This is a genomic window from Flavonifractor sp. An9, from assembly GCF_002161245.1.
In the GTDB taxonomy this organism is placed as follows: domain Bacteria; phylum Bacillota; class Clostridia; order Oscillospirales; family Oscillospiraceae; genus Flavonifractor; species Flavonifractor avicola.
Map to the genome: position 1 here is coordinate 1 of NZ_NFHC01000028.1, position 24,494 is coordinate 24,494.

Genomic DNA, 24,494 nt, shown 5'->3' on the forward strand with positions numbered 1-24,494 from the left:
GCTTGGGCGGTGGGGCCTTCTCCACCGGCGGCTGCCGGGTGGCGGCGGCCTTGGGCTCCTTCTGAGTCTGCTCCTGACCGCCGTCGGGGAAGGTGAGCACCCGCCCCGGCTTTTTGGAGGGGGAGGAGGGTCGCTGGCTTTTGGGTACTACCGGGAAGGGTATGGTATCCTCCTCATCCGGCTTTTTCTTTTTCTGCCCGCCGCCGAATTCCGCCAGAATGGATTCCAGGGAGAACTCGTCCCCGCCGGGCAGATCCTCATTCAGTTCGTCATCCCGGTCTTTTGCCATGGGAACGTGCTCCTTTTTTGAAGATCAGTGGTTGTCAGCCCATCCGCTGCCGTACGGCCTCATACAGCAAGATGGCGGCGGCGGCGCTGGCGTTGAGGGAGTTGAGCTTGCCCTTCATGGGAATACGGACCAGGAAGTCGCAGGTCTCAGATACCAGACGGCCCATGCCGTCCCCCTCGCTGCCGATGACAATGGCGGCGGGGCCCTTCAGGTCGGCGTCGTAGAGCAGCCGGTCCCCGTCGGCAGCGGTGCCGAACACCCATACCCCTTCGTCCTTCAGCTCCTTGAGCAGGGCGGGCAGGTTGGGCACCCGGGCCACCGGAATATGGCTCACCGCGCCGGCGGAGGTCTTGGCCACCACCGCCGTCAGGCCCGCCGAACGGCGCTTGGGGATAATGACGCCGTGGGCTCCGGCGCACTCGGCGGTGCGGATCACCGCGCCCAGATTGTGGGGGTCGGAAAGCTCGTCGCACACCACGATGAGAGGGGGCTCCCCCTTCTCCCGGGCGGCGTTCAGAATGTCGTCCACGCTGGCATACTCCCGCACCGCGGCCTGGGCGATGACACCCTGGTGGGAGTGGGTGCGGCTCATAAAGTCCAGCTTCTTCCGGTCGCACTCCACCACCACGATGCCCTTGTCCCGGGCAGCGGCGGCGATGTGGGCCAGGGCAGAGTCGGTCTCTCCCCGGGCCAGGAAAATTTTATCAATGGGCGTGCCCGCCCGCAGGGCCTCAGTGACGGCGTTGCGCCCCTCGATGATGCCGTCTGCCTCGGCCTGAGGGGCCGGTCTGCGCTCCTTCATAATTGGTTCCGCCTTTCTTGTTGATCGCTACCAGTATACCACAAGACCTGCCGCAGAAAAAGATAAAAATTACCCCTTTGAACCCGGCTGGTTTCATAGAAAGTTTACAGCTTTCGGCCTTCCCTTTCTTGTTTTTTGAGGGTGCGTGTGCTATAACTATAATTACTTTCCAAATAGGAATGAATGTACGCTAAGGAGGCGCCTTTTTGAATTTCGATCACCAGAACAACAACCGCGGAAAGGGCGGAGGCAATAACAAGCGCAACATCACCGCCATCGTGTCCATCATCCTGTGGGCCCTGGTGCTGACGGTGCTGGTGAACTATGCCACCTCCATGTTCCGCCAGGCCAACTCGGTGGAGATCAGCTACGGCACCTTCCGGGAGTTGGTCAAGGAGGACTGCGTGGCAGGCGTGCTCATGGAGTCCAACAAGTACACCATTTATTTAAAAGACGGGGTGTCGGTGGACGCCAACGGCAACATCACCAAGACCGCCACCGCCGCCGGCCTCACCGGGGAGCAGGAGGAGACCACCGTGCCGCCCCCCTCCCAGTGGGACAAGAACAAGACCACTTATTTCTGCGCGCCCATTACCCAGGCGGGGGTGCGGGATGACGGGCTGATTGATCTGCTGGAAGAGCACGACGTCACCAGATTCGGCCCCGAGTATGTGGAGGAGCTCAACCCCATCGTCTCCATGCTCATCTCCTGGGTGCTGCCCATGGTGGTCATGGTGCTGCTCTTCTCCTTCCTGTTCCGCAGCATGGCGGGCAAGATGGGCGGCGGCCTGGGCAATCTGGGCAAGTCCAACGCCAAGGTCTATGTGGAGAAAAAGACCGGCGTCACCTTTAAAGACGTGGCCGGTCAGGACGAGGCCAAGGAGTCCCTGGTGGAGATCATCGACTTCCTCCACAACCCCCAGAAGTATACCGAGATCGGCGCCAAGCTGCCCAAGGGCGCTCTGCTGGTGGGCCCTCCCGGTACCGGTAAGACCCTGCTGGCCAAGGCCGTGGCCGGCGAGGCCAACGTGCCCTTCTTCTCCATCTCCGGCTCCGACTTCGTGGAGATGTTCGTGGGTATGGGTGCCGCCCGTGTCCGCGACCTGTTCAAGGAGGCCAACAAGATGGCCCCCTGTATCGTGTTCATCGACGAGATCGACACCATCGGTAAATCCCGCGATAACCGCATGGGCGGCAATGACGAGCGGGAGCAGACGCTGAACCAGCTGCTGGCCGAGATGGACGGCTTCGACCCCACCAAGGGCGTCATCCTGCTGGCCGCCACCAACCGGCCCGAGGTGCTGGACCAGGCCCTGCTGCGGCCCGGCCGCTTTGACCGGCGCATCACCGTGGACCGGCCAAACCTGGCCGGCCGTCTGGCTACCCTCCAGGTCCATACCCGCAAGATCAAGCTGGCGGAGGATGTGGATCTGAAGAAGGTGGCTCTGGCCACCGCCGGCGCCGTGGGCGCGGACCTGGCCAACCTGGTCAACGAGGCCGCCCTCCGTGCGGTCCGTCTGGGCCGCAAGGCGGTCAACCAGCAGGACCTGCTCACTGCCTTCGAGCTGGTCATTGCTGGCGCCGAGAAGAAGGGCAGCGTCCTCAGCGAGTTTGAGAAGAAGCTGGTGGCCTACCACGAGGTGGGCCATGCCATGGTGGCCTACCGGCAGAAGCACGCCGAGCCGGTGACGAAGATCACCATCGTTCCCCACACCCAGGGCGCTCTGGGCTACACCCTCCACCTGCCGGAGGAGGACAAGAACCTCCACACCAAGGACGAGCTGCTGGCCCAGATCTGCGTCTCCATGGGCGGCCGTGTGGCCGAGGAACTGGTCATGAAGACCATGACCAACGGCGCCGCGCAGGACATTCAGGATGCCACCAGCATCGCCCGCAATATGGTGGCCATGTTCGGTATGAGTGAGGAGTTCGGCATGATGGCTCTGGCCTCCCGCCGCAACCAGTATCTGGACGGCGGCTACGGCCTGGACTGTGCTGATGATACCGCCGCGGCCATGGATCAGGCGGTGCGCAGCATCATCGACTCCTGCTACAAGAAGGCCACCGAGATCCTCTCCGAGAGCCGGGAGGACATGGACAAGGTGGTGGCCTACCTGCTGGAGAAGGAGACCATTACCGGCGCCGAGATGGTAGCCATTCTGGAAGGCCGGGACCCTGCTCTGGCCGACCAGTATGCCGAGGCCGAGAAGCGGGAGCAGGAGAAGAACAAGCCGGAGGAGAAACCCCAGGCCATTCCCCTGTGGGGCAGCCAGGAGGAGCCCTCCGCTCCGTCCCAGCCGGATCAGCCCTCTGAGGACAAGACAACAGAAGAATAAGGAAAATCCGGGCGCGCCGTCATGGCGCGCCCGGATTCTGTTTCTAAAAAAATTTGAGAAAAATGAAAAAAAGAGTTGACAGAGCGGGTGACCCGTGCTAAAATACAATTCGTTCGGTCGACCTGGCCAGAACAAAGTGAATATGGGGGTATAGCTCAGCTGGGAGAGCGCTTGAATGGCATTCAAGAGGTCAGCGGTTCGATCCCGCTTATCTCCACCAACTCGAAAGAGTAAAAAAAGACTTGAAACTTCGGTTTCAAGTCTTTTTTTATTTCCCAAAGTGCGAAAATGGGGAATTTCCAGTTTTGCCGGTTTTGCCGGAAAAGTGGAATGAAAGTGGAATCGTATTTTTTCTCCCGGAACAGGCGTCACAGCTGTGCCCTGTGTGGAATCAAAATTCCACTTATCAAAAAGCGGAAGTGGCATACACAGACCAGGTCTCCAGAGGCTGTACCGTTTTCAGATAACAATCACGACACACATCACGAAATTCCTTGCTGTCCCGCAGCGTGGCCATAATTTTCAAAGGAAAGGTGACCTGATCGGTCAACTCTTCCCGCGTCGCACGGGTGAAGAAATAGAACACCGGCATAGGACGGTACGCCTCATCCTGTTCGAAAACAGTCACGGAGAGATCATACACATCATGGGCATTCAGATCTTCCACATCCATCACCTGGTAAACAACCAGGAAATTGATTTCCGTTACATCAGGCCCCAGCCGGAAGGCAAAGGAGCCTGAGTATTCATTGGTATTAGAAAATTCGCGCATTGCAGCGTCTCCTTTCCGCGGACCCAAACGCCCGCGTGTTTTTTGGGTGGGGCCTGCCGCATATGCAGCAGGCCCTGTTCAGTCAGAAGACTTATCAGCTTTCATCAGACTGGTATGTTACGCATTATTTCCATATGCGGAAACGGCTTCTGCAAGATTTGCGGGAAGGGTGTCCATTCCAGACAGAAGAAACGCCAACGCCTTGCAGGCACAATCTGCCGCCACAGCCAGCCATTTCACATGATAGCGGCCACTGGCATCGGTCAGAATGTTATCCAACGCATCAAAATACGCAACGACTTCAGCCGCAGTGCCGCATTCGACAACGAAGGGCACATAGTCAACTGCCCGTGCATCAATGGCTTCATCAGCCTCTGCAGCGGCAGTTCCCTGGAAAGCAACCCGGGCTGCGGTTTCCTGAGCGGTCATGATGGCCAGAGCCATCGTTCCAGCAGATTCCGGAACAGTATCGGTTCCAATCAGGTCAAAAATTTTGGATCCAAGATCCAGAGCGGTGTTCTGAATGTCCAGCATCATGCAATACCTCCTTTTCTCGGTGGGAAAATGAGTCGGACACGGAGCCCTCACCGAAGCTCTCGTGTGCATTGAACCAGTCTGTAATTTTCTTCGTTCGTAGATGGGTCGGTTTCCTGGCCGGGGGTACAAAAAAAGACAGAATACCCCCAATCTACTTGCTTTCAAAGCGTTCACATTGAGAGATTCTGTCTACTTTATTGCGATATAGGAATCACAGTATGAAGTTGCAGAATTTGTTTTCCTGGCGGGACATAAGATTGTCCATCGCAAGTATGCACATACCGATATGTGGCGGCATATGCGTAGTTCTAATTTCAAAAATATTGTGTAGAAATTTTCTGTATTCAATTACTTAGCCAATAAGACTTCTGGCTTGACACTATATTAGCACAGAAACATATAGTTGTCAATATGCGCTATTAATCGAAAAATACAGAGTAATATTTAGATAGAAAGTTGCAAAAACTCGAAAAATTGAAATTTTGTGCTGAAGTGCAATTTTGGCTGAGGCGGTTCCAAAAGGGGTCCAAATACCCCTAAAATGGGGTAAAGTTGTTTTTTTGGAGCTCACATCATTTTTGCCAAAAAAAGTTCGGGATTTTCGGATTTTGCATTTCCTTGATTGACAAATTTCTAAAAAATTTTTTTGAGAAATTTTGCGATATGCGTGCGTTACTTTAATACCTTCGGCTGTTTGCCAGGTTGTACACCGTCTTGCCCTGCCGCCGTGCCTTCTCCGCAAACTGGGCCGCGCCGCCCCAGCTGTGGGTGATGTAGGCCACCACGAAGTCGGCCTGTTTCAGCATCCATTCGTTGCGCCTGGAGATGACGAACCGCGGCGGCACAGTCTCCAGACCTTCCGGAAAGATGGTGTCGGAGAAATCCCAGATCACCTTGTCCATCGGCCCCGGGAGCCGTTCCAGCACCACGGCGTAGGAGATGTGAGGGTAGATTTCTGCCAACTCCCTCAGCACAGAGCGAGCTATGCCGTCAAAGACCCCCTGCCGCCCCACATAGAACTGATCCACGCCGTGCCGCTCAATCAGCTCCACCACCACCGCCCGCAGCTTCGGTTTGATAGACGCCGGACAGTCCCGATGGCCGAAGAAGGTACACGCTAACATAAATCATCCTCCAAATATGGGATATATCGCAATTATAGCAGACTACAAGCAAATTTGCGATATGTCCCATGCGATTTATCGTAATATTGGTTACACTGTTTTTACGATACATCGCAGGGAGGGATGCGAGGATGAACACAAAAGAAGCGGTGGCAAAACGCATTCTCGACCTATGCGCGGAACGAAATATGGCGGTCAATGCATTGGCTGGCGTGTCGGGCGTTTCGCCATCCACAATTTACAGCATGCTGAACGAAAAAAGTCAAAATCCTGGTGTGGTTTCTCTCAAGAAGCTGTGTGACGGATTGGACATCAGCATCCGGCAGTTTTTTGACTGTGATCTGTTCGACGACCTGGAGCAAGAAATCAAATAAGCACGGATAACCGCCAAGCAGCGATTGTCCGTGCTTATTTTTTACTCAAATCCTTTGAAGTGCGGGTTCTTTTCCAACAACGAAGTCAGTTTTGCTTTCAACTCCGTCTCACCAGAATCATCGCATACTTTCAGCAATTCCTCCTGCGGATACCCTACATAGGCACTTCCGAATACCTGCCGGGCAAAGTTCTCATCCTGCTTCATAGCTTTCAGAATAAACCACAGGGAGATAGAGCCGTACCAGATATCGCCCATAAGGTCACACAGCAGATACTCCGCCCGTTCCGGCTCCTGGAGGTGTCCCTGGGCCACATCCAGCACCTTCCGCCACATCTCCACAGCCAGATCAGGGTTCTTCTCATAGGCGGCTCCCAGCAGTTCTTCAGCGCCTAGATCATCGGCTTCAACATAAGAGGCGGCTTCCGGGAATGCAGCTAGCAGCAGATCCCGGATGGCATCCTCGTTGTCCACAATGTCCCACCCGCACACCATGACTTCCAGTTCCTCCGGGGTGAGCTTCTTTGGAGAATCTTCTTCTGGCTCGGTCACCATGACAGTGACCGTCACCGGGGCTGTGTCGTCCAATTTCGCCCGCTCCGACGCCGGAAGCGATGAGAGCGCTCCAAAATCGCCGCACCAACCGCACTCCCACCGGTTGCCTCGAATCATAACCGAGCTTCCGCAGTGCGGACAACGAATCGCCATAGTGCCACCTCCTGGCGGTGTTTCTTATCGTAATTGTACCGAAACTGGTCTTATTTGGCAAGGGCGACCTGTTCTTCCGGTCGGCTCTGAAACTGTGCTGCCAAAGCGGTGATGTAGGCGCTGTCCAACATTGGCATCGTGTCTCCATTCGGCAGATCTTCGGCCTCGATGCCGCCGAGGGCCAGAGCAAGCGCTAATTCCACCTGCATCAGAAGATAGAAGCAGTCCATTTTCCGCTCCCGCGGCTGCCGCTGAATGGATTCCAGCGCCTCTACCAGGCTACCTAAAATATTACGCATCCGGTTCATGGCTACAATAGAATCCGCCGCAGTCCATTTGGAACGGTCTTTCGGATATACGGATTGGCAAATGGTGTCCAGCATTTCTTCCAGTTCCCGCTTGTCCAAAATCATCTGCTCGTCCTGGGTTAGAGGCATACCGGCCTTTTCGTTCAGCAGAAATCTGATGGGCTGTTCCGGGTTTTCCCGGAACAGATAGTAGTCGTGGCCGTCGGCGTCCCGACACAGAAAACAGACCCGGTGGAGCAGTTCGTCCTGCTGCATCTCGCTGATCTCGCCGAACAGTTCCGGCTCCAGTCCGAAGAAATCGCTCAATTGCCGCAAGCGCGCTTCGGGCAATGGTTCCCTGCGGTTTTCCCATAGGTTGATGGCCTGTCGTGTGACGCCGAGCATCTGCGCCAGCTGCCCCTGGCTCAAGTTGCACCGCCGCCGGATAAAGGATAGTCCGTTCATGTGATTCCCTCCTTTTGGCCATATTGTACGGGAACTTGACATCAGGATGCAAGATGAAAGGCGATCTTTTTCCAGTGGCATATGCTTGTTTGGTGAATCCTCGGCACCAACAATATGTCGTGTAGTACGAACCTGCCGCAATTTGCTCCCAAACGGTTGAACTAAATTTTTTCTGGTACTTTCCAATGGCTTTTAACTATTTTCGTTCCATTCCGCTCACTCTTTGGCGCTCTTAATCCCACTGTTTCCGAGTGCTCCGACGCTATCTGTGGTCAAACATGTGGTCAAAGAGCCCTTCTTGACCAGGCGCGGCATCCGCTGCCGCCGCCTGTCCAGAAGGGCTCTTTTTACTGTTCGGGTTTGGGATATTGTACCTCTGTAGAGGCCGAGAAGCAAGGTGTTTTAAGTCAGGCATATCAATTTTTAACACGCCTATACAAAGAATACCGTCTGGCGGGAGGAGGGGTTACCTCACATGCTCAGGAGCCAATAAAGGCCTGCAACGGTACACGCCTATAGTGTTACTTGGGCTCACCTGGAATACCGTGCTAATACGTTTGCTGTTACCTTGAACCTGAGCTTTAGAGTTTCGAAGAAACACATAGTTACTATACAGTGATGATCAACAAAAGAACGAGGATATCCGGCCAAATAAGTTTCTTTTCTTTTGTGTGAATGATGATATTTTCTTAGAATTTGGACAAAAAAGAATTGTTTGAAAATGGTTAATAGACTAAAAATATTAGGAATAGTGCGGCAATAGTCAAATTGATTTTCCGCGAAGTTTGGAGTATAATTAACCCATTTAAGTATGTCATTTTCTGGGATAAGAACGGAGAGATATATGGGTTATTTATCAATTAGACAAACATCTGAAAAATGGAACCTTTCTAAAAGATGGATAAGTGATCTTTGTGCAGACGGGAGAATACCTGGTGCAATGAAAATTGGCTCATATTGGGCAATTCCGGAGGACGCAATAAAACCTGTAGATGAAAGAATTAAATCTGGAAAGTATATAAAAAGCAAGCAATCTTGCAAAAGATAAGATTGTTGAAAGGATTTTATTTTATGGAAATATCTATTGGTAAATTTACATTAGAGTCTCTTACGACCGGAATGTATAACGAACCCGAATCCTGTTTCCGTGAATACATCCAGAACGCAGTTGATTCGATTGATGTGGCTGTCCAAGAAAAACTCCTCACCATTGAAGAGAGCCGTATTGAAATAATTATTGATGACGAGAGAAAAGTAATAAGTGTTAAAGATAATGGAATTGGCATATGCGGAAACAACGCTAGAAAAACACTTTTAGATATCGGGAATTCGAATAAACTCCATACTGTTAATAGAGGCTTTCGCGGAATAGGTCGTTTAGGGGGCCTCTCATATTGCAGACAACTTAGTTTTTGTACAACGGTCAAAGGGGAAGATATTAAAACAATCGTTACATTTGACTGCGAAAAATTGCGAGAATTATTAATTCCTGGACAAGGTGACGAGCATACGCTGCAAAGTGTTATAGAGGCTGTTACTACTGTTAATGTTCTTGAAGAACAAGAAGCGGCACATTATTTTATTGTCAAAATGGAAGATGTAGATGATATTGCAAGTCTTTTGGATTTGGATATGGTCAAAGATTATATATCTCAGGTCGCTCCGCTTCCATATAGGAAAAATTTTTATTGGGGAGGCACTATCAGACAAGATCTTGAAGCAAAAGGGGTTTTGATCGCCGAATATCCTATCTTTATTGGGCGTTCTTTCGAGCACCTAACACAATTATACAAACCTTACAAGTTGACTCTTGATGTTTCAGCAAGAGCTGGCGTTACAAAAGACGAGGTCAATGGTATATCGTTTTTTAATGTCATTGATGACGAAGGTGTAGCGTTAGCATATGGTTGGTATGCGGATAGTGAATTTTCAGGAACGTTGGCAGATGAAAGATTATCTGGCATTAGAGTTCGGCTTGGAAACATACTGATTGGAACCGCCAAAACATTGTCTCCTTATTTCAAAGAGTCTCGTTTTAACGGTTGGGTGTTGGGAGAACTATACATTGTATCCCCAAATTTAATACCGAATGCACGGCGAGACGATTTTGAACGAAATGACACCTTTGCTCAGTTTGAGAATGGCGTTCGAGCAACAGTAGGTTCTGAAGTATCTGATAAAATACGTGCTGCATCTAAGGCACGGAATAATCCTGCAGCTAAAGCAATAAAAAAGGCAGGGAAAGTAATCTCCCAAGCAGAAACAATACTAACCACTGGATTTAACTCCTCGTTTGAGAAGGAACAGGTTATTAAAGATCTCGAAGCGATAAAGAGAGAATTGCGTATCATCCCAAAGTCTGTTGCTCCTGAGGTTACCCAACAAAAAGTTCAGCTCATTCAAACAATAGACGAACTGGGTGAAACAGTAACACAATCGGTAAATTACCGTGCAAAAAAAACTATTACATCTGATTTTTCAAAAGCTGAAAAGAAAATAATCCAAGCTATGTTAGAGGTGCTGACGCGAAACTTTGCTCGAGAAACTGTTGACAGCCTTTATAATGAATTTCTTAATGAGATTAAAACAAAGGGTAAAAAGTGATGCAGATATATCCAGAAAAATACGACAAGTTGGACCTATCAACAAGCGAACGGTCTTTCCTTAGAACCACCGAAAGAGCATTCTCTGAAGAAGAATTAGTATACTATGTTCTTCAGATTAATCCGAGAAAACGTGAGGTTGGTCAAGGAAAAGCCGAACTTTTTAATATGTTGATCGTACCCGAAGGAATAATCTTGCTTCGATTTTTTGATGCGGATGTTCCCTTGGTTGCATCTACCACCATCAAAGCCCTGGCAAATCCTATAGTATATTCCGTTTTAGAAAATGACATTAAATCAAAATTGGAAGAAAGTAATTATTTAGTAAGAGAAAGCGGAAATTTGAGATTTGCGCTAAATATCAGTTTCGTTTTTCCTAATATTGATTTCTCACAGATAGAGTCCGAATTATCAGAACCAGAAAAAGCGTTTTGTTCGAAGCATGTCCTCTGCAAAAATAACATCCATCTTTTGCGGAAAGAGGGCAAGAAAATTCTTTTAGAAAGATTGTCACCAGCTGATGAGATTGAAGAAAAAATAGTAAATAATATCTTCCAGCGATTGTGCCCAGAGATTACAATTCCTAGAAAGTTCATTTTGGACGATCGTAGGACAATTTCTATTAAAGAAGCTGCACTATCACAGATGGATCGTGCTGTTCAATCTTATCGACTTGATATTTGGCAAATTGATATTGTAAATAGGATTAATAAAGGTAATCAGTTAATTCTTGCTTGTGCAGGTAGTGGTAAAAGTGTTTTGCTCATTTCTAAATGTTTTAAGCTTGCAAGTTTAAATCCGTGTGAGGACTTTTTGATTACGTGTTATAACCGTAATCTAAACAATTATTATCAGTGGGCCATTTCACAAGCAGGTTTTATTGACAAAAACGTAAAGTGTACTACCTTTTTAGGCCTCTGCAAACAGTTGCTGGAAAGTAATAGAATCTCACTCCCGACAAGTTACCCACATCAACAAAATGAATACTATGATACGCTGTTCGAAAAAGCCAATAATGCATTAGCAACCGGTCAAATTAAAGAACGATTTTATGGCATTTTTATCGATGAGGTTCAAATTTTCAAGCCAGAGTGGTATAGATTTTGCTTTAACTTGCTAAAAAGCAAGAATGATGATGACCATTATTTTGTGATTGCCGGGGATAAGTCCCAAGACATAAAGAATAATATCAAACACGGAAAAGCCCCTTGGCAGGGTGGTGGAAGCGGTTATCCGGAGTATCGAGGGAAGACGCTCCCTATTGAAACAAATTATAGAAACTCTAAACCAATCAACGATGCTATCGATAGATATGTAAGTTGCGCTAAAGCCATTGGAGCAAAAATTGGTGTTGATTTTACATCTGATCCAGAGCTCTTCCTGCGTGGTACAGCATATCGGCCTGGAAACAAGCCCACATTATCTATGGTAAAAGAATTGAGCAATGAAGGTGAAGCAGAGGCAATTTGTTCTGCAATTCGGGATCTTCTTAAAAAGGGATATAGTGAAGTGGATATAGCGGTAATTGTCTATAACCGACGCCAGCCATACACGACAAAAGGTTGGAAAACGCACTATTATAATCTTCTCCCCCATATAAAGCAAATTTTCTACAAAGAGAACTGGGAAATGCCATCTATTCTAATTCCTGGTGAATCTGAAGGTGCAACATATGGTTCTCGTCGTGGAGTGACAATAGCCACTATTGAAGGATCTCTTGGTTTGGACTTTAGAGCTGTAATCTTAGCAGGACTTAGGCCACTTGGCTCCCATGAAAAAGTACAGGTTCTTGAAGATTTTGATGGTTTAACTGAAGAAAAATTGGAAGAAAAACAGGAAGCTTTCAAAAAGAATATTAATTTCTTGTATACAGGGTGTACGCGTGCAAAAGATGAGTTGACGATTATTTTGTCAGCTCCTAAAGGCGAATCAATATATATGGATTTGCTCCGCGACTCGATGGGAGAATAGATATGATACTGTATGATGATAAGACCAAAGATGCGATAAAAGCCGAAAACCAGTTGATTTTCCCTAATATCAATGAATCCGATGATATTACCTTTAAGGCAAGTTATATTATTTCGGGACATTTACACTGCACCAAGAAAATATTTGCGCTCTTTGACTTGATTGTATTCGGAGATGTTACTGCCGAGGAAATTGATATTAAGGGGCGCTTTGTTTGTATGGGCCGGTGTAGTGTATCTGGAACACTTATTGTTCAAAATGATATTTGGGCTGAGGATATTCAAGCAAAATCTGTAATCTGCCAGGATAGAATCGTGGGACAATCCATTGATGCAGATACGATTATCGCAGATGGTAATATCATCATAGGAAAAACTCTTGCTATAGAAAAGCAGGCCAAAACATATCAGAATGTAATTTGTGGAGAGACTGCATACGGTGCAGGAAAAATTGTAGCATCTAGCATTCTAACTGCGGAACCATTAGATTTAGATGATGGAGAAGAGGCTTTAGAGAGTCCATTTCAATATACCCCACAATCAAGTTATAGTGGCACTACAGAGTTTTCAAAAGAATCGGCAAAGCATGTTAAAAACAATGATTATTCTGGATTCCTTTCAAAACTGATGAAGATTCCAGATAAGACAATGAATATGCGTTTTAGACGTTATCTTACAGTACTGAGAGCAGTTGAGATGGCATATCCAGCATTAATTTCTGAGTTCAAGGATGCTGCATTATTAATATGGCTGATAGAAATATCTAACAGTAATTATTTTAAAGATTGGCCGAAAATCAAGGAGTGGACGGAATCTGTCCTTTCACATTTCAAAGAAATGGCGGATGGAAAAATCTCGGGATTTGATGAACCAAAACCAGCAACAAGCCTTGCCAAAGGCTATACTGTTTTTCACAAGCAATATGGCAGAGGTGTTGTTCGTTCCATACTCCAAACATCTTCCTCCGGAAAAGTATCTCGTATGGCAATAGTCGAGTTTGAGCAACAGGGGGAAAAGAAGTTTCCTTTACCAGATTCCCTTAAGTTTTTCTCAATAATAAGTGAACACGAAGTACCTTCTGCAGATGAGGTAAAATCATCTATTCAATGCAATATTGATGGGTATTCCGAATGGCTATCAGCTTTACAATCAATACATACTCATAAAGCGTATTTGGGTACAAGTTTATATAACACGATCTATAGTCTTTTGCTTTCCAAACTTGGCCTAAAGCCCAAGTTTGTTGAGGATCGTTTTAAGGAGAAGGGGTGGAATTGATGGCAAATAATAGAGAACTGTTAGCAAAAGAAATTGTTGAACGATTTGTTGCCTCAATCTCTGGGACTAATGTTGATACAATCATAGGATATAACCCTAACGACCGAATTTATGTTGGTAAACTGTCTCCACAGAGTGCATCTGATACATTTTCTTCTAGTGTTTTAATAAAGCAAATTGGCGTAAATTTTCGAATCCCCAAGGCGGATATAGAAAATACAGAGTTAGATATTTTTCCACAAGGCAACTTTTTCTTTCGAATTATTCCAACATATGAACAGCAAAAGCAAGCGTTTCTTAAAGACTTCTTGGCTACGTTTACGGATCAAAAAATTGCGACATTTGAAGATTTAATAGCTCAGAAACAGGCAGGAAGTTTATCTAAAGAGATGTTAGAACATAAAGTATCGCTTCTTCCAATATACAAAAAAATTGCAATTGACAGAAAGCAGATATTTCTAACTTTGAAGATTTCTGATATCTACAATGCGGAATTTGATTGTGGCAGTCTATCGCCGGATTCTTCCTTAAAAAAAACATTACACGAAATAGTTGAATCTTTGTGTTACGAAGCCAAGGCATATCCAGGTGCTATGCCTTGTCAATTCCGAGATCGCCTTACTATTGATAACCTAATCACAGAGGATGCCTGGGAAAAATATAAGCGCAAACAAGTTGCGCGTGAAGAGTTCGAAATGTTTTCACGATTTGATTTTGACATTTCTGTTGATGTTAAAGGGGTGGAAGATTGTCTGGATATTACCATCGCATTAAGCAATGAAACAGCATTTGGCGATGAAACAAGCGATAAAAAAATGAAACTGGCAAAGAGTGACCCTTATCGGATTAATACCTTGTTTAATTCTGGAATTAAAGTAAAAGTTCGGAACGGAAAACTAATTCCTGTTGAGTTGGACTATTTTGCTGATGACTATAAGTATGATAAGTATGTTTATGCTCTCGGAAACAATTGTAATGTGGAGTGCTTAGAAAATAATACCGTAATCCAAACCATACATGTACCCGTTTTTATTCAAAATCGTCTTAAAACAAATAATTCTTTAGCAGTCAAATTTGAAGATTTGATTAGCGATCCTGTTAGCACCCTAACCTCTATTCACGAAAAAATGTTGAAAGAATTAAAGTCGTGGGAAGATGATTTTGCGTCTAAGAGTGGACTAACTCCTAATGGAAAGCGACAGTTTGAGCAAGAAATCAGTTCTTTTAGATTGGAGATCAAACGCTTCAAGACAGGCATCGAATTGATTGATAATTATCATATGATACGCACTGCTTTCCAATACATGAACCAAGCATTTAAGAAATCTGCAAAAGGGTATGACAGTTGGCGCCTTTTCCAGATTGTATTTGTTGTTTCGCTTATTCTTGATATTGTAGCAAACGAACCCGAATTGATTTTAGATGATGAGGTTAAACGTAAAGCTAAGACAAACGATGTCGATATACTATATTTCCCTACGGGTGGTGGTAAAACAGAAGCTTTTTTAGGTATTCTGATTTTTAATCTCTTTTTTGATAGATTACGTGGAAAAGAGTGCGGCGTGACTGCATTACTTAAATATCCGTTGAGGCTTCTTTCAGTCCAGCAGGTACAACGAGTATCGAACATTCTTGCAACTGCAGAACGAATTAGAGTGGAGGAAAAACTTGGTGGTGAAACTTTCAGCCTAGGATATTTTGTCGGCGAAGGCAATACCCCTAATAAAATTGATAAAGATTTAAGGAAAACACTTAATGAACTATCCGCTGAAGAAATTGACGAGAAATATCGTTTGTTAGATGTGTGTCCTTTCTGCGGCTCAAATACCGTCCATGTTATTTATAATGAAGAGGCTAACTCTTTGCGACATATTTGTACCAATAAAGCATGTCCTGCTGGTGAAAGTTTGCCACTTTTTATGGTAGATGATGATATTTATAGGTTTATCCCAAGTGTTATTATTTCAACTGTTGATAAAATGACAGCGATTGGACTAAATATGCGCTTTCATAATCTGTTATGCGGCGCTCCTTATAAGTGTCCAAAGCATGGATACACAGCGCGAACAAAATGTTTGGCAGATGGATGTAACTGTATCCCTTCTGACTTTCAGCGTGTTCAAATGAAGGATCCTGCACCGACATTACTGATACAAGACGAGTTGCACTTGATTAAGGAATCTCTTGGCGCATACGATTCACATTATGAAACGCTAATTGAATACTTTATTCGCCATTTATCGGGGTGTAATAGAGGAATCAAGGTAATTGGTGCTACTGCAACTATTTCTGCCTATGCAGAGCAAGCCAGACATCTTTATTGGAAAAATGCAATACGCTTCCCCGCTGCGTCACCGTATCTTGATCATGATTTTTACTCTTTTATCGACAAAAATGATATAGGTCGCATCATTGTAGGTTATGCACCGTTTGGAAAAGCTATCGTGAACAGCGTTGCTTATTCATTGCAATATCTTAAGCGCGTAGTTTATGAGCTATATCAGAATCCTGAGCAAATTCTCAAAATTCCAGGAATGAATTTTGATGGACCACGGGAAGAAAAAATAGTGGCAGCATTGAGGTTACTCGAAGATTATTGGATTATTCTTGAATACAATAATGTCAAAATGGAAAGCAATCGCGTACTCCAAGCACTAGAAGACCCTATTAATACGGAACTAATAGTAGAAGGGATTCAACCATTAATTGCTAAAAAAATGACCGGCGACGATACTTTCCAGGAAGTAAGAGCCACCCTGTCGTCAATTGAACACGCCGAAAGCGCCACCAACGATCTAGACTTTAATATGATTGCGGCTACAAGTATGATTTCTCATGGCGTTGATGCGGATCGTTTCAATTTAATGATGTTTTATGGTATGCCTGGAAACACGGCAGAATATATTCAAGCTTATTCGCGTGTTGGCCGGAAACATACAGGCGTGGTTATTGACATAATGAGGCCGTCTCGCGAAAAGGATCAAAGTTACTTGAAAAACTTTGTTAAATTTCATGAGTATAAAGATATTTTGGTTGATTCGGTTTCAATAAACCGTTGGGCAACTAAAGCGGTTGAAAATACTCTTCCGGGAATATTGTCGAGTCTAATTCTGAACTATTATGAATATGAGTTGCAATTTAGTATTGGTGATGTTAGCAAATACGGCGACCTAAAAAAAGCTTTAACTGTTGGTGCGATTACAGCAGATATGTTGAAGAATCATGCTTATCATATTTATAAGTGCTCAGATAATGATAGTTCTATTGGAAAATTGTATCGAATTACGATTGATAAAATTATCGACAATCTTGTGATATCGTTAAAAAATGGATCGATCGAACCAAGAACTTATCTGACAGAGGCATTTGACCGGTGCTATTGTCATGTCATGAATAGTTTGCGCGACACTGACAAACAAATTATTGTTGAGATGAGGTAATGAGGGAGTGATACATATATGGCAAATGACAAAAAGATGCGCCGAGGCGTTCAACAAGCCCTCTATAAGTATCTACCTGGTAGCTGGGTTGACTATACTCAAAGTGGGGGCGGAGTAACCTACGCTGTCCACGTTGATTATTGGAATAGCATACAACTTTCAGGTATTAACAATAAGAGATTACTCCGAGTGGTTAATCAACGTGTTCATGAATTCATTGCGAATAGCAGCGAAGGCGAAGCGGCTGTTGTTGATTTTGCTCCAAATATTGATGAAGAGACATATGAAGTGCTTACCCCAAAAGTGAGCGATACTATTGGTGCCATTCACACTTCTGTGAAGCCATGGGTTTTTGTATGTAGTTCATGTGGACGAGTAAGGCAGTATTATTCATATGACGAGTTTAAACGTCGAGAGCACCAGCCTTGTGACAACTGCGGAAAACACATGACGCAAATACGAATGATCCGTTTTTGCAGATGTGGTTATGCAGACGGGATTTATGTCCCTAAATGTCAAAACCCTGATCATGGCACGAAGTATATGTACCGTCGAGGCAGCGGAACAGACTTTGTATGTAGTAAATGTGGTAAACGCGCTGTTATATCGCATACTTGTCCTGAGTGTCATAACCAACTGGAGATACGTCCTGCACTAGATTCTTCACACTTTATCCCTGCCACAGTGACTTTGATAGACCTTCTTGATAAGCGAAAAGATATTTTCTTGGATAATGAAACGGATTATCAGGGTGAAAAGGTTGTTATTTCTCAATATCTTGATTTGGTGTCTCCAGAGCAGTATGAGGACGTGGTTGCAAAGGGCAATATCACACGCAAAGATGATTTTGAAAAAACACTTCAAATTGAGGCCGATTCGCTTCGTGCGGCTGGGCTTGAGGATTCAACTATTGCATTGGTAATTGATGCAAAACGACGCAATAATCCTAATAATCAGATTTTTGAGTCTATCGCTAAAGTATCGAACGGATTATCCGTCGCTATTCCGGAGGAATATACCTCTATAGCTGAAGCGATTCTAGAATATGACGAACTGCTTCATGCAAAGGTGACTTTATCGCTTGAGGAAGCCGCAAATGATGCAGAGCTTATTAATGATGGCATAAAACCAAACTATAGAGAACTGGCAAACAGATTTGGCTTTTCAAATGTTCAAATGTGTTCTAGCGTCCCTATCGTATTTTGCTCTTATGGCTATACAAGGAAGGAGCAGTTTGGTGATCGCATCAAATTGAGGGGATTTCCTCGCGAGATGGAAAAGAGAAACATTTATGCTGCCCGCTTGGAAACAGAAGGGGTTCTCTTTGAAATAGACCGAAAGCGAATTATAGACTGGCTGCTGGAAAACCGATTTATTACTGACTCAGAGAAACCAAAATCAGATAGTGAATATGATCTGAAGATGTGGTTCTTGGATAGAATTCAGAGCGGCTTGATTACCCCATTTACAGAAATTGATGATACAAGCGATAAAGGGAAAATAACAAAGGCTGTATATACTTTAGTTCACAGTATTTCGCACGCACTTATTCGCGAAGCTGCAGAGGTGTGTGGCCTAGACAAAAGTTCATTATCTGAATATATACTACCAAATATTCCTGCAATTTTTATCTATTGCGCAAATTCTCAAGGATTTAGCATGGGGGCGTTGTATAGTGCATTCCAGTCACAGTTTGATAAATGGCTAAAACACGCAAAAGAAAACTCGAAGAAGTGTATTTTTGATCCGCTCTGTATTAACCATGACAAGGCTTGCGCAGGATGTCTGTTTTTAAATGAGGTTTCTTGTAAACACTTCAATAAAGATCTGGATCGAAGCTATCTCTGCGGATATTTCGATGTACAGAAACAAGAAAAACTCAAAGGCTTTTGGGAGTAATTAATTATGGCTGTGATGCACCCGTCGGACATAACAAAAAGGAAACACGTCAAATCTGAAGAAGATTTCTTTAATGCATGCAGAGATCAGCTTAGTGAGAAATATCATGTATTCTTCTCTGTACGTTGGTATTCTGAAGAAAACGGAAAAAGAATCGACAGTGAGTGTGATTTTCTAATCTTCAATCCTGATTATGGCTTTTTATGCATTGAATGCAAAGGCGGCAAAGGAATCTATGTGGATGATGACGACACGTGGTTTCTTAAGGAATATGATGAAGACCGAAAGCTAAGATGTTCTCCATATAAGCAGGCTGAGGAAAGCATGCGATTCTTCAAAAGATATTACGAAGATGAGTTGGAAACAGCATATCCTGGAATTTATGGTAATGCGGTAGCCTTTCCTAAATTTGCAGTTTCTGCGCCAAATACAGTGGAGTCCCCTCTCGCTCTAACCATTGACATCGGGGATATGGAAAATCTACAATCCAAAATTGTTGAAATTTTCCGATATTTCAACGTTAAGCGTGGTGGACATACTTCGTTTATGTCTCCTGATGCCCAAAAGAAGTTTATCTCCTTGATCAATAAAAGAGTAGCTCTTTCTGTTGCCGCAGGTGCACTTATTGAGGACAAAGAGAGAGAACTAGCAGAGATTAATCAAACTCAAGATGTGGTTATTGATTTGCTCATGCACTATCCAAGGGCATTTGTTATTGGTGGGGCAGGGACAGGAAAAACATGGATTGGAATTAAGAAAATAAAGCGTTGTATGTTAAGCGGAAAGCGTCCTCTCTATCTTTGTTATAACGCAACTCTGGCTGCTCGAGTAAAAGAGTATGTAGGAATGGACGGAGCGGATGTTTATAGCATTGACAAATTTGCTGAAACGATTCTTGGAACTGCATACGAGACTGCACCACTGGTAAATGGGTGTAAAGAATATGCGAACTTATTGGAGCGGTTACCTGCATTGCAGCAATATGACCTAGTAATCGTTGATGAAGCGCAAGACTTTACTGAGGATTGGGCATATTGCGCAAACCTGTTAGTGAAAGAAAAAGGCTCACTGTATGTATTCTATGACGAAAGCCAGAACATATTTTCACGTGATTTTGGCGATAAGTTTTTTATTGAGGGCGAACCATTTGTCCTAAGATATAATATTCGGAATACATCAAATATTTATCAATATACTTTAGAGCGAACTGCATTGGGAACGGAAACCCTAATAAATCAGATTGAAGGTGTCGAACCAGATGTTAGAAAACTCACAAGGAGACAAGCAGTGATTTCGTTTGTTGATTCAGTCGTTAATAAGCTGGTCAACAAAGAAGGTGTTTCTCCTGAGAAAATTGTGATTTTGAGTAATCTGAGACTAGATCAATCGGCGCTAGATGGTGTAAACTATATAGGAGGATATCCATTAACCAATTTAAATGAAACGATACCTGGTGGAGTAATATTTGCTCCAGTTGAAGATTACAAGGGCTTGGAATCCGATATAGTAATCTTTATCAATCACACTTATAAAGGCGAAGCTAAAACAGAAGAAATTCGTGCTATTCAGTACACTGCATTAACGAGAGCTCGCTTTTATTTATATGTAATAGATTATGAACAAACGCTATAAAACACAAGCTTGATATACTTGTGTTTTGGAGGACCTCAATGGCAGATATTTTATTGCTTGAGCCGGGATACGCAAACAAGTATCCTCCTATTGGCTTGATGAAGATTTCATATTTTCATAGATACATACATCATGACTATGTACGCTTTGCAAAGGGAAAGCTCCCCGAAGCCTTTAACGGAAAAAAATGGGATAGAGTTTATGTGACCACACTATTTACTTTCGAATGGCCAAAAACTAAAGAAGCCATCGAATATGCTCTTAGTGTGGTAAAAGATCCTACTCAAGTATACACTGGTGGAATTTTAGCAACTTTAATGCCCGAATTAATTGCTAAAAATTTTCCAACAGTGAAGAATAATACGGGGCTTTTGGACAAAAAAGGGACACTGGGACTTGAGCACGAAGAATGCATTGATAGATTGACGCTCGATTACGGTATCTTAGATGATATCGCCGACGAATACGTCTATCCTGCACACGATGCGTACTTCACGTATATGACACGTGGATGCGGTATGAAATGTGCTTTTTGCGCTGTTCAAACACTTGAGCCAGAGTACTATCCATATATCTCAATTACAGAGACTATTAGACGAGTCGATGAACAATTTGGGCCTAAAAAAGATTTGTTGCTCATGGATAATAATGTTCTGAGATCGCCTAGATTCGATGAGATTATTGATGAGATAAAGGCCCTAGGATTTGCCAAGGGTGCCACTTACATTAATCCTAAAACAGGAAAGCGTGTACAACGCTTTGTTGATTTTAACCAGGGACTAGATGCCTTTTTACTCACTCCACATAAAGCGAAAAGACTGGGAGAATTAGCAATAAGGCCTGCCAGAATTGCCTTTGACCACATTGAAGATGCTGAGGCTTATAAGAAAGCAATACGACTTTGTGCCGAAAATGGCATAACTCATATGTCGAACTACTTGCTTTACAACGGAGTGGACTTCACCGGGAAAGGACATAGCTATCATGCAGACACTCCAGAAGATTTATATGAGCGTATGCATATTTCCATGGATTTACAAGAAGAATTGATTAAAAGCACTGGTCATAAAGTGGCCATTTTTTCTTTCCCGATGAGATATATTCCATTGGAAGATCTAAAGCGAGGCTTTGTAGGAACGAATTGGAATCCTAAATATCTTCGCTCCTTACAGAGAATGTTGATCCCTACACAAGGAAAAGGTGTTTCATCAAGATCGTTCTTTGAAGCAGATTTTGGAAAAACCCCAGAGGAATTTGTTCGTACATTAGCAATGCCGGAAAGCCACCTTGGATGGCGCGGAGATTTTATACCTCGGAGAAATGAAACCCCAAGCGAAATAAAAGCAAGAAAAATAGTATGGGATGAAAACCAGCTCTATTTGAAAGAATGGAATCGCTTATTTGATAAGGTGGGAGAATCCCGCGAGGCGTTTATTTCTGCAATAGGTGACAATAGTATCACTGTTGACCGGTTTATGTCTTTGACCGATTGTACACAAAAGAAACTGTTTATACATTATTTTACTGTTTCAACAATGTTAAAAGCTTTTTCCATGGAATCAGAGGAGGATCGGAAAGTCTACATTGACTACATAACAAGTGAGTTTCCGATTATGTATCAACGGTTGATCAGGTACATTGCGAATGCAAGAATTCCTTATTCCTTTTTGCAAGGTATATGTCGAGTTATGGGCAAAAGAGCAGTAGCTGATATTCTTAGTTGCCTAGATTACGAAGCTGAGGAACTTCCATTTGTCGTTCATAATCTGTCAAAAGTTCAAATAATGATAAAAAAATCTTTCTTTGATTTTGAACTTATTAAATGCCTGTTCATGTATTCTCGATATGGCATTCTAACTCGAAAAGAGAAAAATAGAATTATTAATTCCATAAAAACCTTAGATGAAAGGACAACTCGAGAGCTTCTTTTAAAACGTTTCGGAAAATTTAAGGAAACGGTAATAAAGAATGCCGTTGATGGTGAAGTTGGTGCTGAGTATATTATCGAAGAACTAAATAAACAGCTTACCAATGTTTACAAACAACTCTCGATATTTGACACATAGTTATGAATCACAAACTTGTAATAGGAAAATATACCTTAGAGTCCCTTACTAATGGTATGTATGCATCCCCCCTTGACCTTTATCGAGAATATATACAAAATGCAGCGGATTCTATCGATACTGCTATTGCGGAAAAACTTGAGAGACCTGAATGTTTTGAAATTGCGATACATCTTGATCATGAAAAAAATATGCTCTCAATTTTCGATAATGGCCACGGCCTGAGCAAAAAAGAAGCAATATCAACACTTATTGATATTGGCAATTCAAATAAACACAGAACTCAAAACCGAGGTTTTCGTGGTATCGGACGTTTGGCTGGTTTGGGATATTGTGACGAACTCATTTTCATCACCTCCTTCTCTGGCGAGAGTACAAAAACGTTGGTCCATTACAACGCAAAATTATTAAGAGAATTATTGCTCACTTCAAGTGAAGACAGCATAAGCGTCAATGATGTCATGAACCAAATTGTTTTTGTCGAGGAATTTGATGAAAAACCAAACCGCCACTATTTCGAAGTGAAAATGCTTGGTGTGATGAGAAATAATGGATTAATGGACGAAGACCTAGTACGAAATTATTTAATCCAGCATTCTCCGCTTCCATTTAGAAAAGGCTTCAAATGGAGAAGTACAATAGAGGAAAAGTTGAGGCTTTCTGGATACACTATTCCGACATACTGCATTTGCCTTAATGGAGAGGAACTGTATAAACCTTACACAGATAGTTTTATTTCGGATCGTGTAAAAAAGATATCGGATAGTATACAAGATATCCATGTGAAGAAATTTTACAGAGGAAATGTCTTAAGCGCTGTTCTTTGGTATGCTCATACTGCCTTTTACGGAACAATAAATGATAACTCTATTAAGGGAATTCGAGTTCGCCAAGGGAATATTCTGATAGGTGATAAATCAACCTGTAATTCCTATTTCAAGGAAGAACGATTCAATGGATGGATTATGGGCGAATTATATGTTATAGATCCTGATTTGATAGCAAATTCTCGTCGAGATGATTTTGAAAAGAACGAAGCTTTTTATGAGTTAATTAAGATGTTCAAGGAATGGGCAGTTTCTGTCTCAAAAGATATTCGTCGGATATCGTATGAGAGAAGTCTTTCAAGAGAGAAAAAAGCGATCTTAGAAGCGCAATCTTTCGAAGATATAAATGATCTCTATTCTGAAGATTATAGCTATGCCGAAGATACTACGGAAAGTGATTTCTTAGATAGTGGTGAATCTGAAGCAGTCGCTGAAATGGATTATTGGGATAAACTATCGTCGTTAATTGATCAAAAGAAAACGCAAACCAGATATCGTGCATTAAATATTAATTTTAAGCTTACAGCGGAGCAACGAAAAGTTTTAGAGCGGGTTTTTGATTTAATTCAGCAAAAATACGAATCGAAGGATGCAGAAAAATTTATAAACATGATTGCTAGTAATTTTTAGTACATAGTCTATCGGAGTTTATGAAAAAGGAAATAAATTGGCGATGGATAAATGACCGAAGTAGTTGCTGCCCTGATTTGGAATCAGAAAAAATTTATGATCTGCCAACGGCCGGCACATAAGGCCAGAGGGCTCCTATGGGAGTTTGTTGGCGGTAAGGTAGAGCCAGGAGAAACCAAGGAACAGGCACTCATCCGAGAGTGTCAGGAGGAACTGGCCGTCACTCTGGATGTTGGTGAAGTGTTCATGGATGTGGTCCACGAATATCCTGATCTTACGGTTCATTTGACACTGTTCCATGCGACCATCGGTGAGGGAATCCCCCAGAAACTGGAACACAATGATATTCGCTGGATCACTGTAGGCGAGATCGATCAATATGCTTTCTGCCCCGCGGATGAAGAAATCCTAACGAGGCTGAAAACTATGAAGTAAGCGGAAAATTCCATGACTATC

General features: G+C 43.9%; 18 protein-coding genes, 1 tRNA gene and 1 pseudogene. 13 read left to right on the top strand and 7 right to left on the bottom strand.

Translation table 11 applies throughout. The features are described 5' to 3' along the window. Positions 1-289, bottom strand: a pseudogene (locus tag B5G40_RS14445) (hypothetical protein); the annotation flags it as partial. A 34-nt stretch (positions 290-323) separates the two neighbouring features. Continuing rightward, entirely contained in the window at positions 324-1,091 is a 768-nt protein-coding gene (rlmB, locus tag B5G40_RS14450; protein WP_087188673.1) for a 23S rRNA (guanosine(2251)-2'-O)-methyltransferase RlmB, read from the bottom strand. Between the two features lie 206 nt (positions 1,092-1,297). Between rlmB and ftsH the strand changes: the two genes are divergently transcribed. Further along, the gene (gene ftsH / locus B5G40_RS14455) at positions 1,298-3,427 is read left to right on the top strand and encodes an ATP-dependent zinc metalloprotease FtsH (protein ID WP_087400261.1); all 2,130 of its coding nucleotides are present in this window, start codon (positions 1,298-1,300) and stop codon (positions 3,425-3,427) included. A gap of 144 nt (positions 3,428-3,571) precedes the next feature. Then, a tRNA-Ala gene (locus B5G40_RS14460) sits at positions 3,572-3,647 on the top strand. A gap of 186 nt (positions 3,648-3,833) precedes the next feature. On the opposite strand, the gene B5G40_RS14465 is transcribed toward B5G40_RS14460, so the two are convergent. From B5G40_RS14465 to B5G40_RS14475, 3 genes are all read right to left on the bottom strand, one after another. Then, the gene (locus B5G40_RS14465) at positions 3,834-4,199 is read right to left on the bottom strand and encodes a hypothetical protein (protein ID WP_087400263.1); all 366 of its coding nucleotides are present in this window, start codon (positions 4,197-4,199) and stop codon (positions 3,834-3,836) included. Positions 4,200-4,316: 117 nt separating this feature from the next. Continuing rightward, the gene (locus tag B5G40_RS14470; protein WP_087400265.1) at positions 4,317-4,736 is read right to left on the bottom strand and encodes a hypothetical protein; all 420 of its coding nucleotides are present in this window, start codon (positions 4,734-4,736) and stop codon (positions 4,317-4,319) included. 677 nt (positions 4,737-5,413) lie between these two features. Then, positions 5,414-5,860 carry a hypothetical protein gene (locus B5G40_RS14475; protein WP_087400267.1) on the bottom strand — a complete coding sequence of 149 codons (447 nt, stop codon included), beginning with the start codon at positions 5,858-5,860 and terminating at the stop codon, positions 5,414-5,416. Between the two features lie 131 nt (positions 5,861-5,991). Between B5G40_RS14475 and B5G40_RS14480 the strand changes: the two genes are divergently transcribed. Further along, entirely contained in the window at positions 5,992-6,234 is a 243-nt protein-coding gene (locus tag B5G40_RS14480; protein WP_087400269.1) for a helix-turn-helix domain-containing protein, read from the top strand. Positions 6,235-6,275: 41 nt separating this feature from the next. Here B5G40_RS14480 and B5G40_RS14485 read toward each other — a convergent pair whose 3' ends face one another. Then, on the bottom strand, positions 6,276-6,941 hold the full coding sequence (locus tag B5G40_RS14485; RefSeq protein WP_143383431.1) for a hypothetical protein: 666 nt from the start codon (positions 6,939-6,941) through the stop codon (positions 6,276-6,278). Between the two features lie 50 nt (positions 6,942-6,991). Next, positions 6,992-7,693 carry a helix-turn-helix transcriptional regulator gene (locus B5G40_RS14490; protein ID WP_158099552.1) on the bottom strand — a complete coding sequence of 234 codons (702 nt, stop codon included), beginning with the start codon at positions 7,691-7,693 and terminating at the stop codon, positions 6,992-6,994. Between the two features lie 844 nt (positions 7,694-8,537). Between B5G40_RS14490 and B5G40_RS14495 the strand changes: the two genes are divergently transcribed. Genes B5G40_RS14495 through B5G40_RS14540 form a run of 10 tightly spaced genes read left to right on the top strand, consistent with a single transcriptional unit; the run spans position 8,538 to position 24,473 of the window. Beyond that, the gene (locus B5G40_RS14495) at positions 8,538-8,741 is read left to right on the top strand and encodes a helix-turn-helix domain-containing protein (protein ID WP_087400275.1); all 204 of its coding nucleotides are present in this window, start codon (positions 8,538-8,540) and stop codon (positions 8,739-8,741) included. Between the two features lie 23 nt (positions 8,742-8,764). Then, the gene (locus B5G40_RS14500; protein ID WP_087400277.1) at positions 8,765-10,297 is read left to right on the top strand and encodes an ATP-binding protein; all 1,533 of its coding nucleotides are present in this window, start codon (positions 8,765-8,767) and stop codon (positions 10,295-10,297) included. After that, positions 10,294-12,267 carry an AAA domain-containing protein gene (locus tag B5G40_RS14505; protein ID WP_143383433.1) on the top strand — a complete coding sequence of 658 codons (1,974 nt, stop codon included), beginning with the start codon at positions 10,294-10,296 and terminating at the stop codon, positions 12,265-12,267. The genes B5G40_RS14500 and B5G40_RS14505 overlap by 4 nt, the downstream gene beginning before the upstream one ends. Positions 12,268-12,269: 2 nt before the next feature. Continuing rightward, the gene (locus tag B5G40_RS14510; RefSeq protein ID WP_087400280.1) at positions 12,270-13,544 is read left to right on the top strand and encodes a hypothetical protein; all 1,275 of its coding nucleotides are present in this window, start codon (positions 12,270-12,272) and stop codon (positions 13,542-13,544) included. Then, entirely contained in the window at positions 13,544-16,984 is a 3,441-nt protein-coding gene (locus tag B5G40_RS14515) for a DEAD/DEAH box helicase (RefSeq protein WP_087400282.1), read from the top strand. Before B5G40_RS14510 ends, B5G40_RS14515 begins: the two co-directional genes overlap by 1 nt. 18 nt (positions 16,985-17,002) lie before the next feature. Further along, positions 17,003-18,883 carry a DUF1998 domain-containing protein gene (locus tag B5G40_RS16750; protein WP_143383435.1) on the top strand — a complete coding sequence of 627 codons (1,881 nt, stop codon included), beginning with the start codon at positions 17,003-17,005 and terminating at the stop codon, positions 18,881-18,883. 6 nt (positions 18,884-18,889) lie between these two features. Next, on the top strand, positions 18,890-20,515 hold the full coding sequence (locus tag B5G40_RS14525) for a nuclease-related domain-containing DEAD/DEAH box helicase (protein WP_087400286.1): 1,626 nt from the start codon (positions 18,890-18,892) through the stop codon (positions 20,513-20,515). A gap of 38 nt (positions 20,516-20,553) precedes the next feature. Then, a complete protein-coding gene (locus B5G40_RS14530) occupies positions 20,554-22,581 on the top strand; it encodes a radical SAM protein (RefSeq protein WP_087400288.1) in 2,028 nt (675 codons plus the stop codon). A 2-nt stretch (positions 22,582-22,583) separates the two neighbouring features. Beyond that, a complete protein-coding gene (locus tag B5G40_RS14535; protein WP_087400290.1) occupies positions 22,584-24,038 on the top strand; it encodes an ATP-binding protein in 1,455 nt (484 codons plus the stop codon). A gap of 51 nt (positions 24,039-24,089) precedes the next feature. Further along, positions 24,090-24,473, top strand: a complete 384-nt coding sequence (locus tag B5G40_RS14540; protein ID WP_087400292.1) for a (deoxy)nucleoside triphosphate pyrophosphohydrolase — start codon at positions 24,090-24,092, stop codon at positions 24,471-24,473. Positions 24,474-24,494 lie beyond the last annotated feature (21 nt).

Coding starts and splice junctions, on each gene's coding strand:
- B5G40_RS14525 (WP_087400286.1), top strand. CDS start 18,890: ATGGCTGTGATGCACCCGTCGGACATAACAAAAAGGAAACACGTCAAA.
- B5G40_RS14475 (WP_087400267.1), bottom strand. CDS start 5,860: ATGTTAGCGTGTACCTTCTTCGGCCATCGGGACTGTCCGGCGTCTATC.
- B5G40_RS16750 (WP_143383435.1), top strand. CDS start 17,003: ATGGCAAATGACAAAAAGATGCGCCGAGGCGTTCAACAAGCCCTCTAT.
- B5G40_RS14495 (WP_087400275.1), top strand. CDS start 8,538: ATGGGTTATTTATCAATTAGACAAACATCTGAAAAATGGAACCTTTCT.
- B5G40_RS14490 (WP_158099552.1), bottom strand. CDS start 7,693: ATGAACGGACTATCCTTTATCCGGCGGCGGTGCAACTTGAGCCAGGGG.
- B5G40_RS14515 (WP_087400282.1), top strand. CDS start 13,544: ATGGCAAATAATAGAGAACTGTTAGCAAAAGAAATTGTTGAACGATTT.
- B5G40_RS14500 (WP_087400277.1), top strand. CDS start 8,765: ATGGAAATATCTATTGGTAAATTTACATTAGAGTCTCTTACGACCGGA.
- rlmB (WP_087188673.1), bottom strand. CDS start 1,091: ATGAAGGAGCGCAGACCGGCCCCTCAGGCCGAGGCAGACGGCATCATC.
- B5G40_RS14470 (WP_087400265.1), bottom strand. CDS start 4,736: ATGATGCTGGACATTCAGAACACCGCTCTGGATCTTGGATCCAAAATT.
- B5G40_RS14535 (WP_087400290.1), top strand. CDS start 22,584: ATGAATCACAAACTTGTAATAGGAAAATATACCTTAGAGTCCCTTACT.
- B5G40_RS14530 (WP_087400288.1), top strand. CDS start 20,554: ATGGCAGATATTTTATTGCTTGAGCCGGGATACGCAAACAAGTATCCT.
- B5G40_RS14540 (WP_087400292.1), top strand. CDS start 24,090: ATGACCGAAGTAGTTGCTGCCCTGATTTGGAATCAGAAAAAATTTATG.
- B5G40_RS14510 (WP_087400280.1), top strand. CDS start 12,270: ATGATACTGTATGATGATAAGACCAAAGATGCGATAAAAGCCGAAAAC.
- B5G40_RS14480 (WP_087400269.1), top strand. CDS start 5,992: ATGAACACAAAAGAAGCGGTGGCAAAACGCATTCTCGACCTATGCGCG.
- B5G40_RS14485 (WP_143383431.1), bottom strand. CDS start 6,941: ATGGCGATTCGTTGTCCGCACTGCGGAAGCTCGGTTATGATTCGAGGC.
- B5G40_RS14465 (WP_087400263.1), bottom strand. CDS start 4,199: ATGCGCGAATTTTCTAATACCAATGAATACTCAGGCTCCTTTGCCTTC.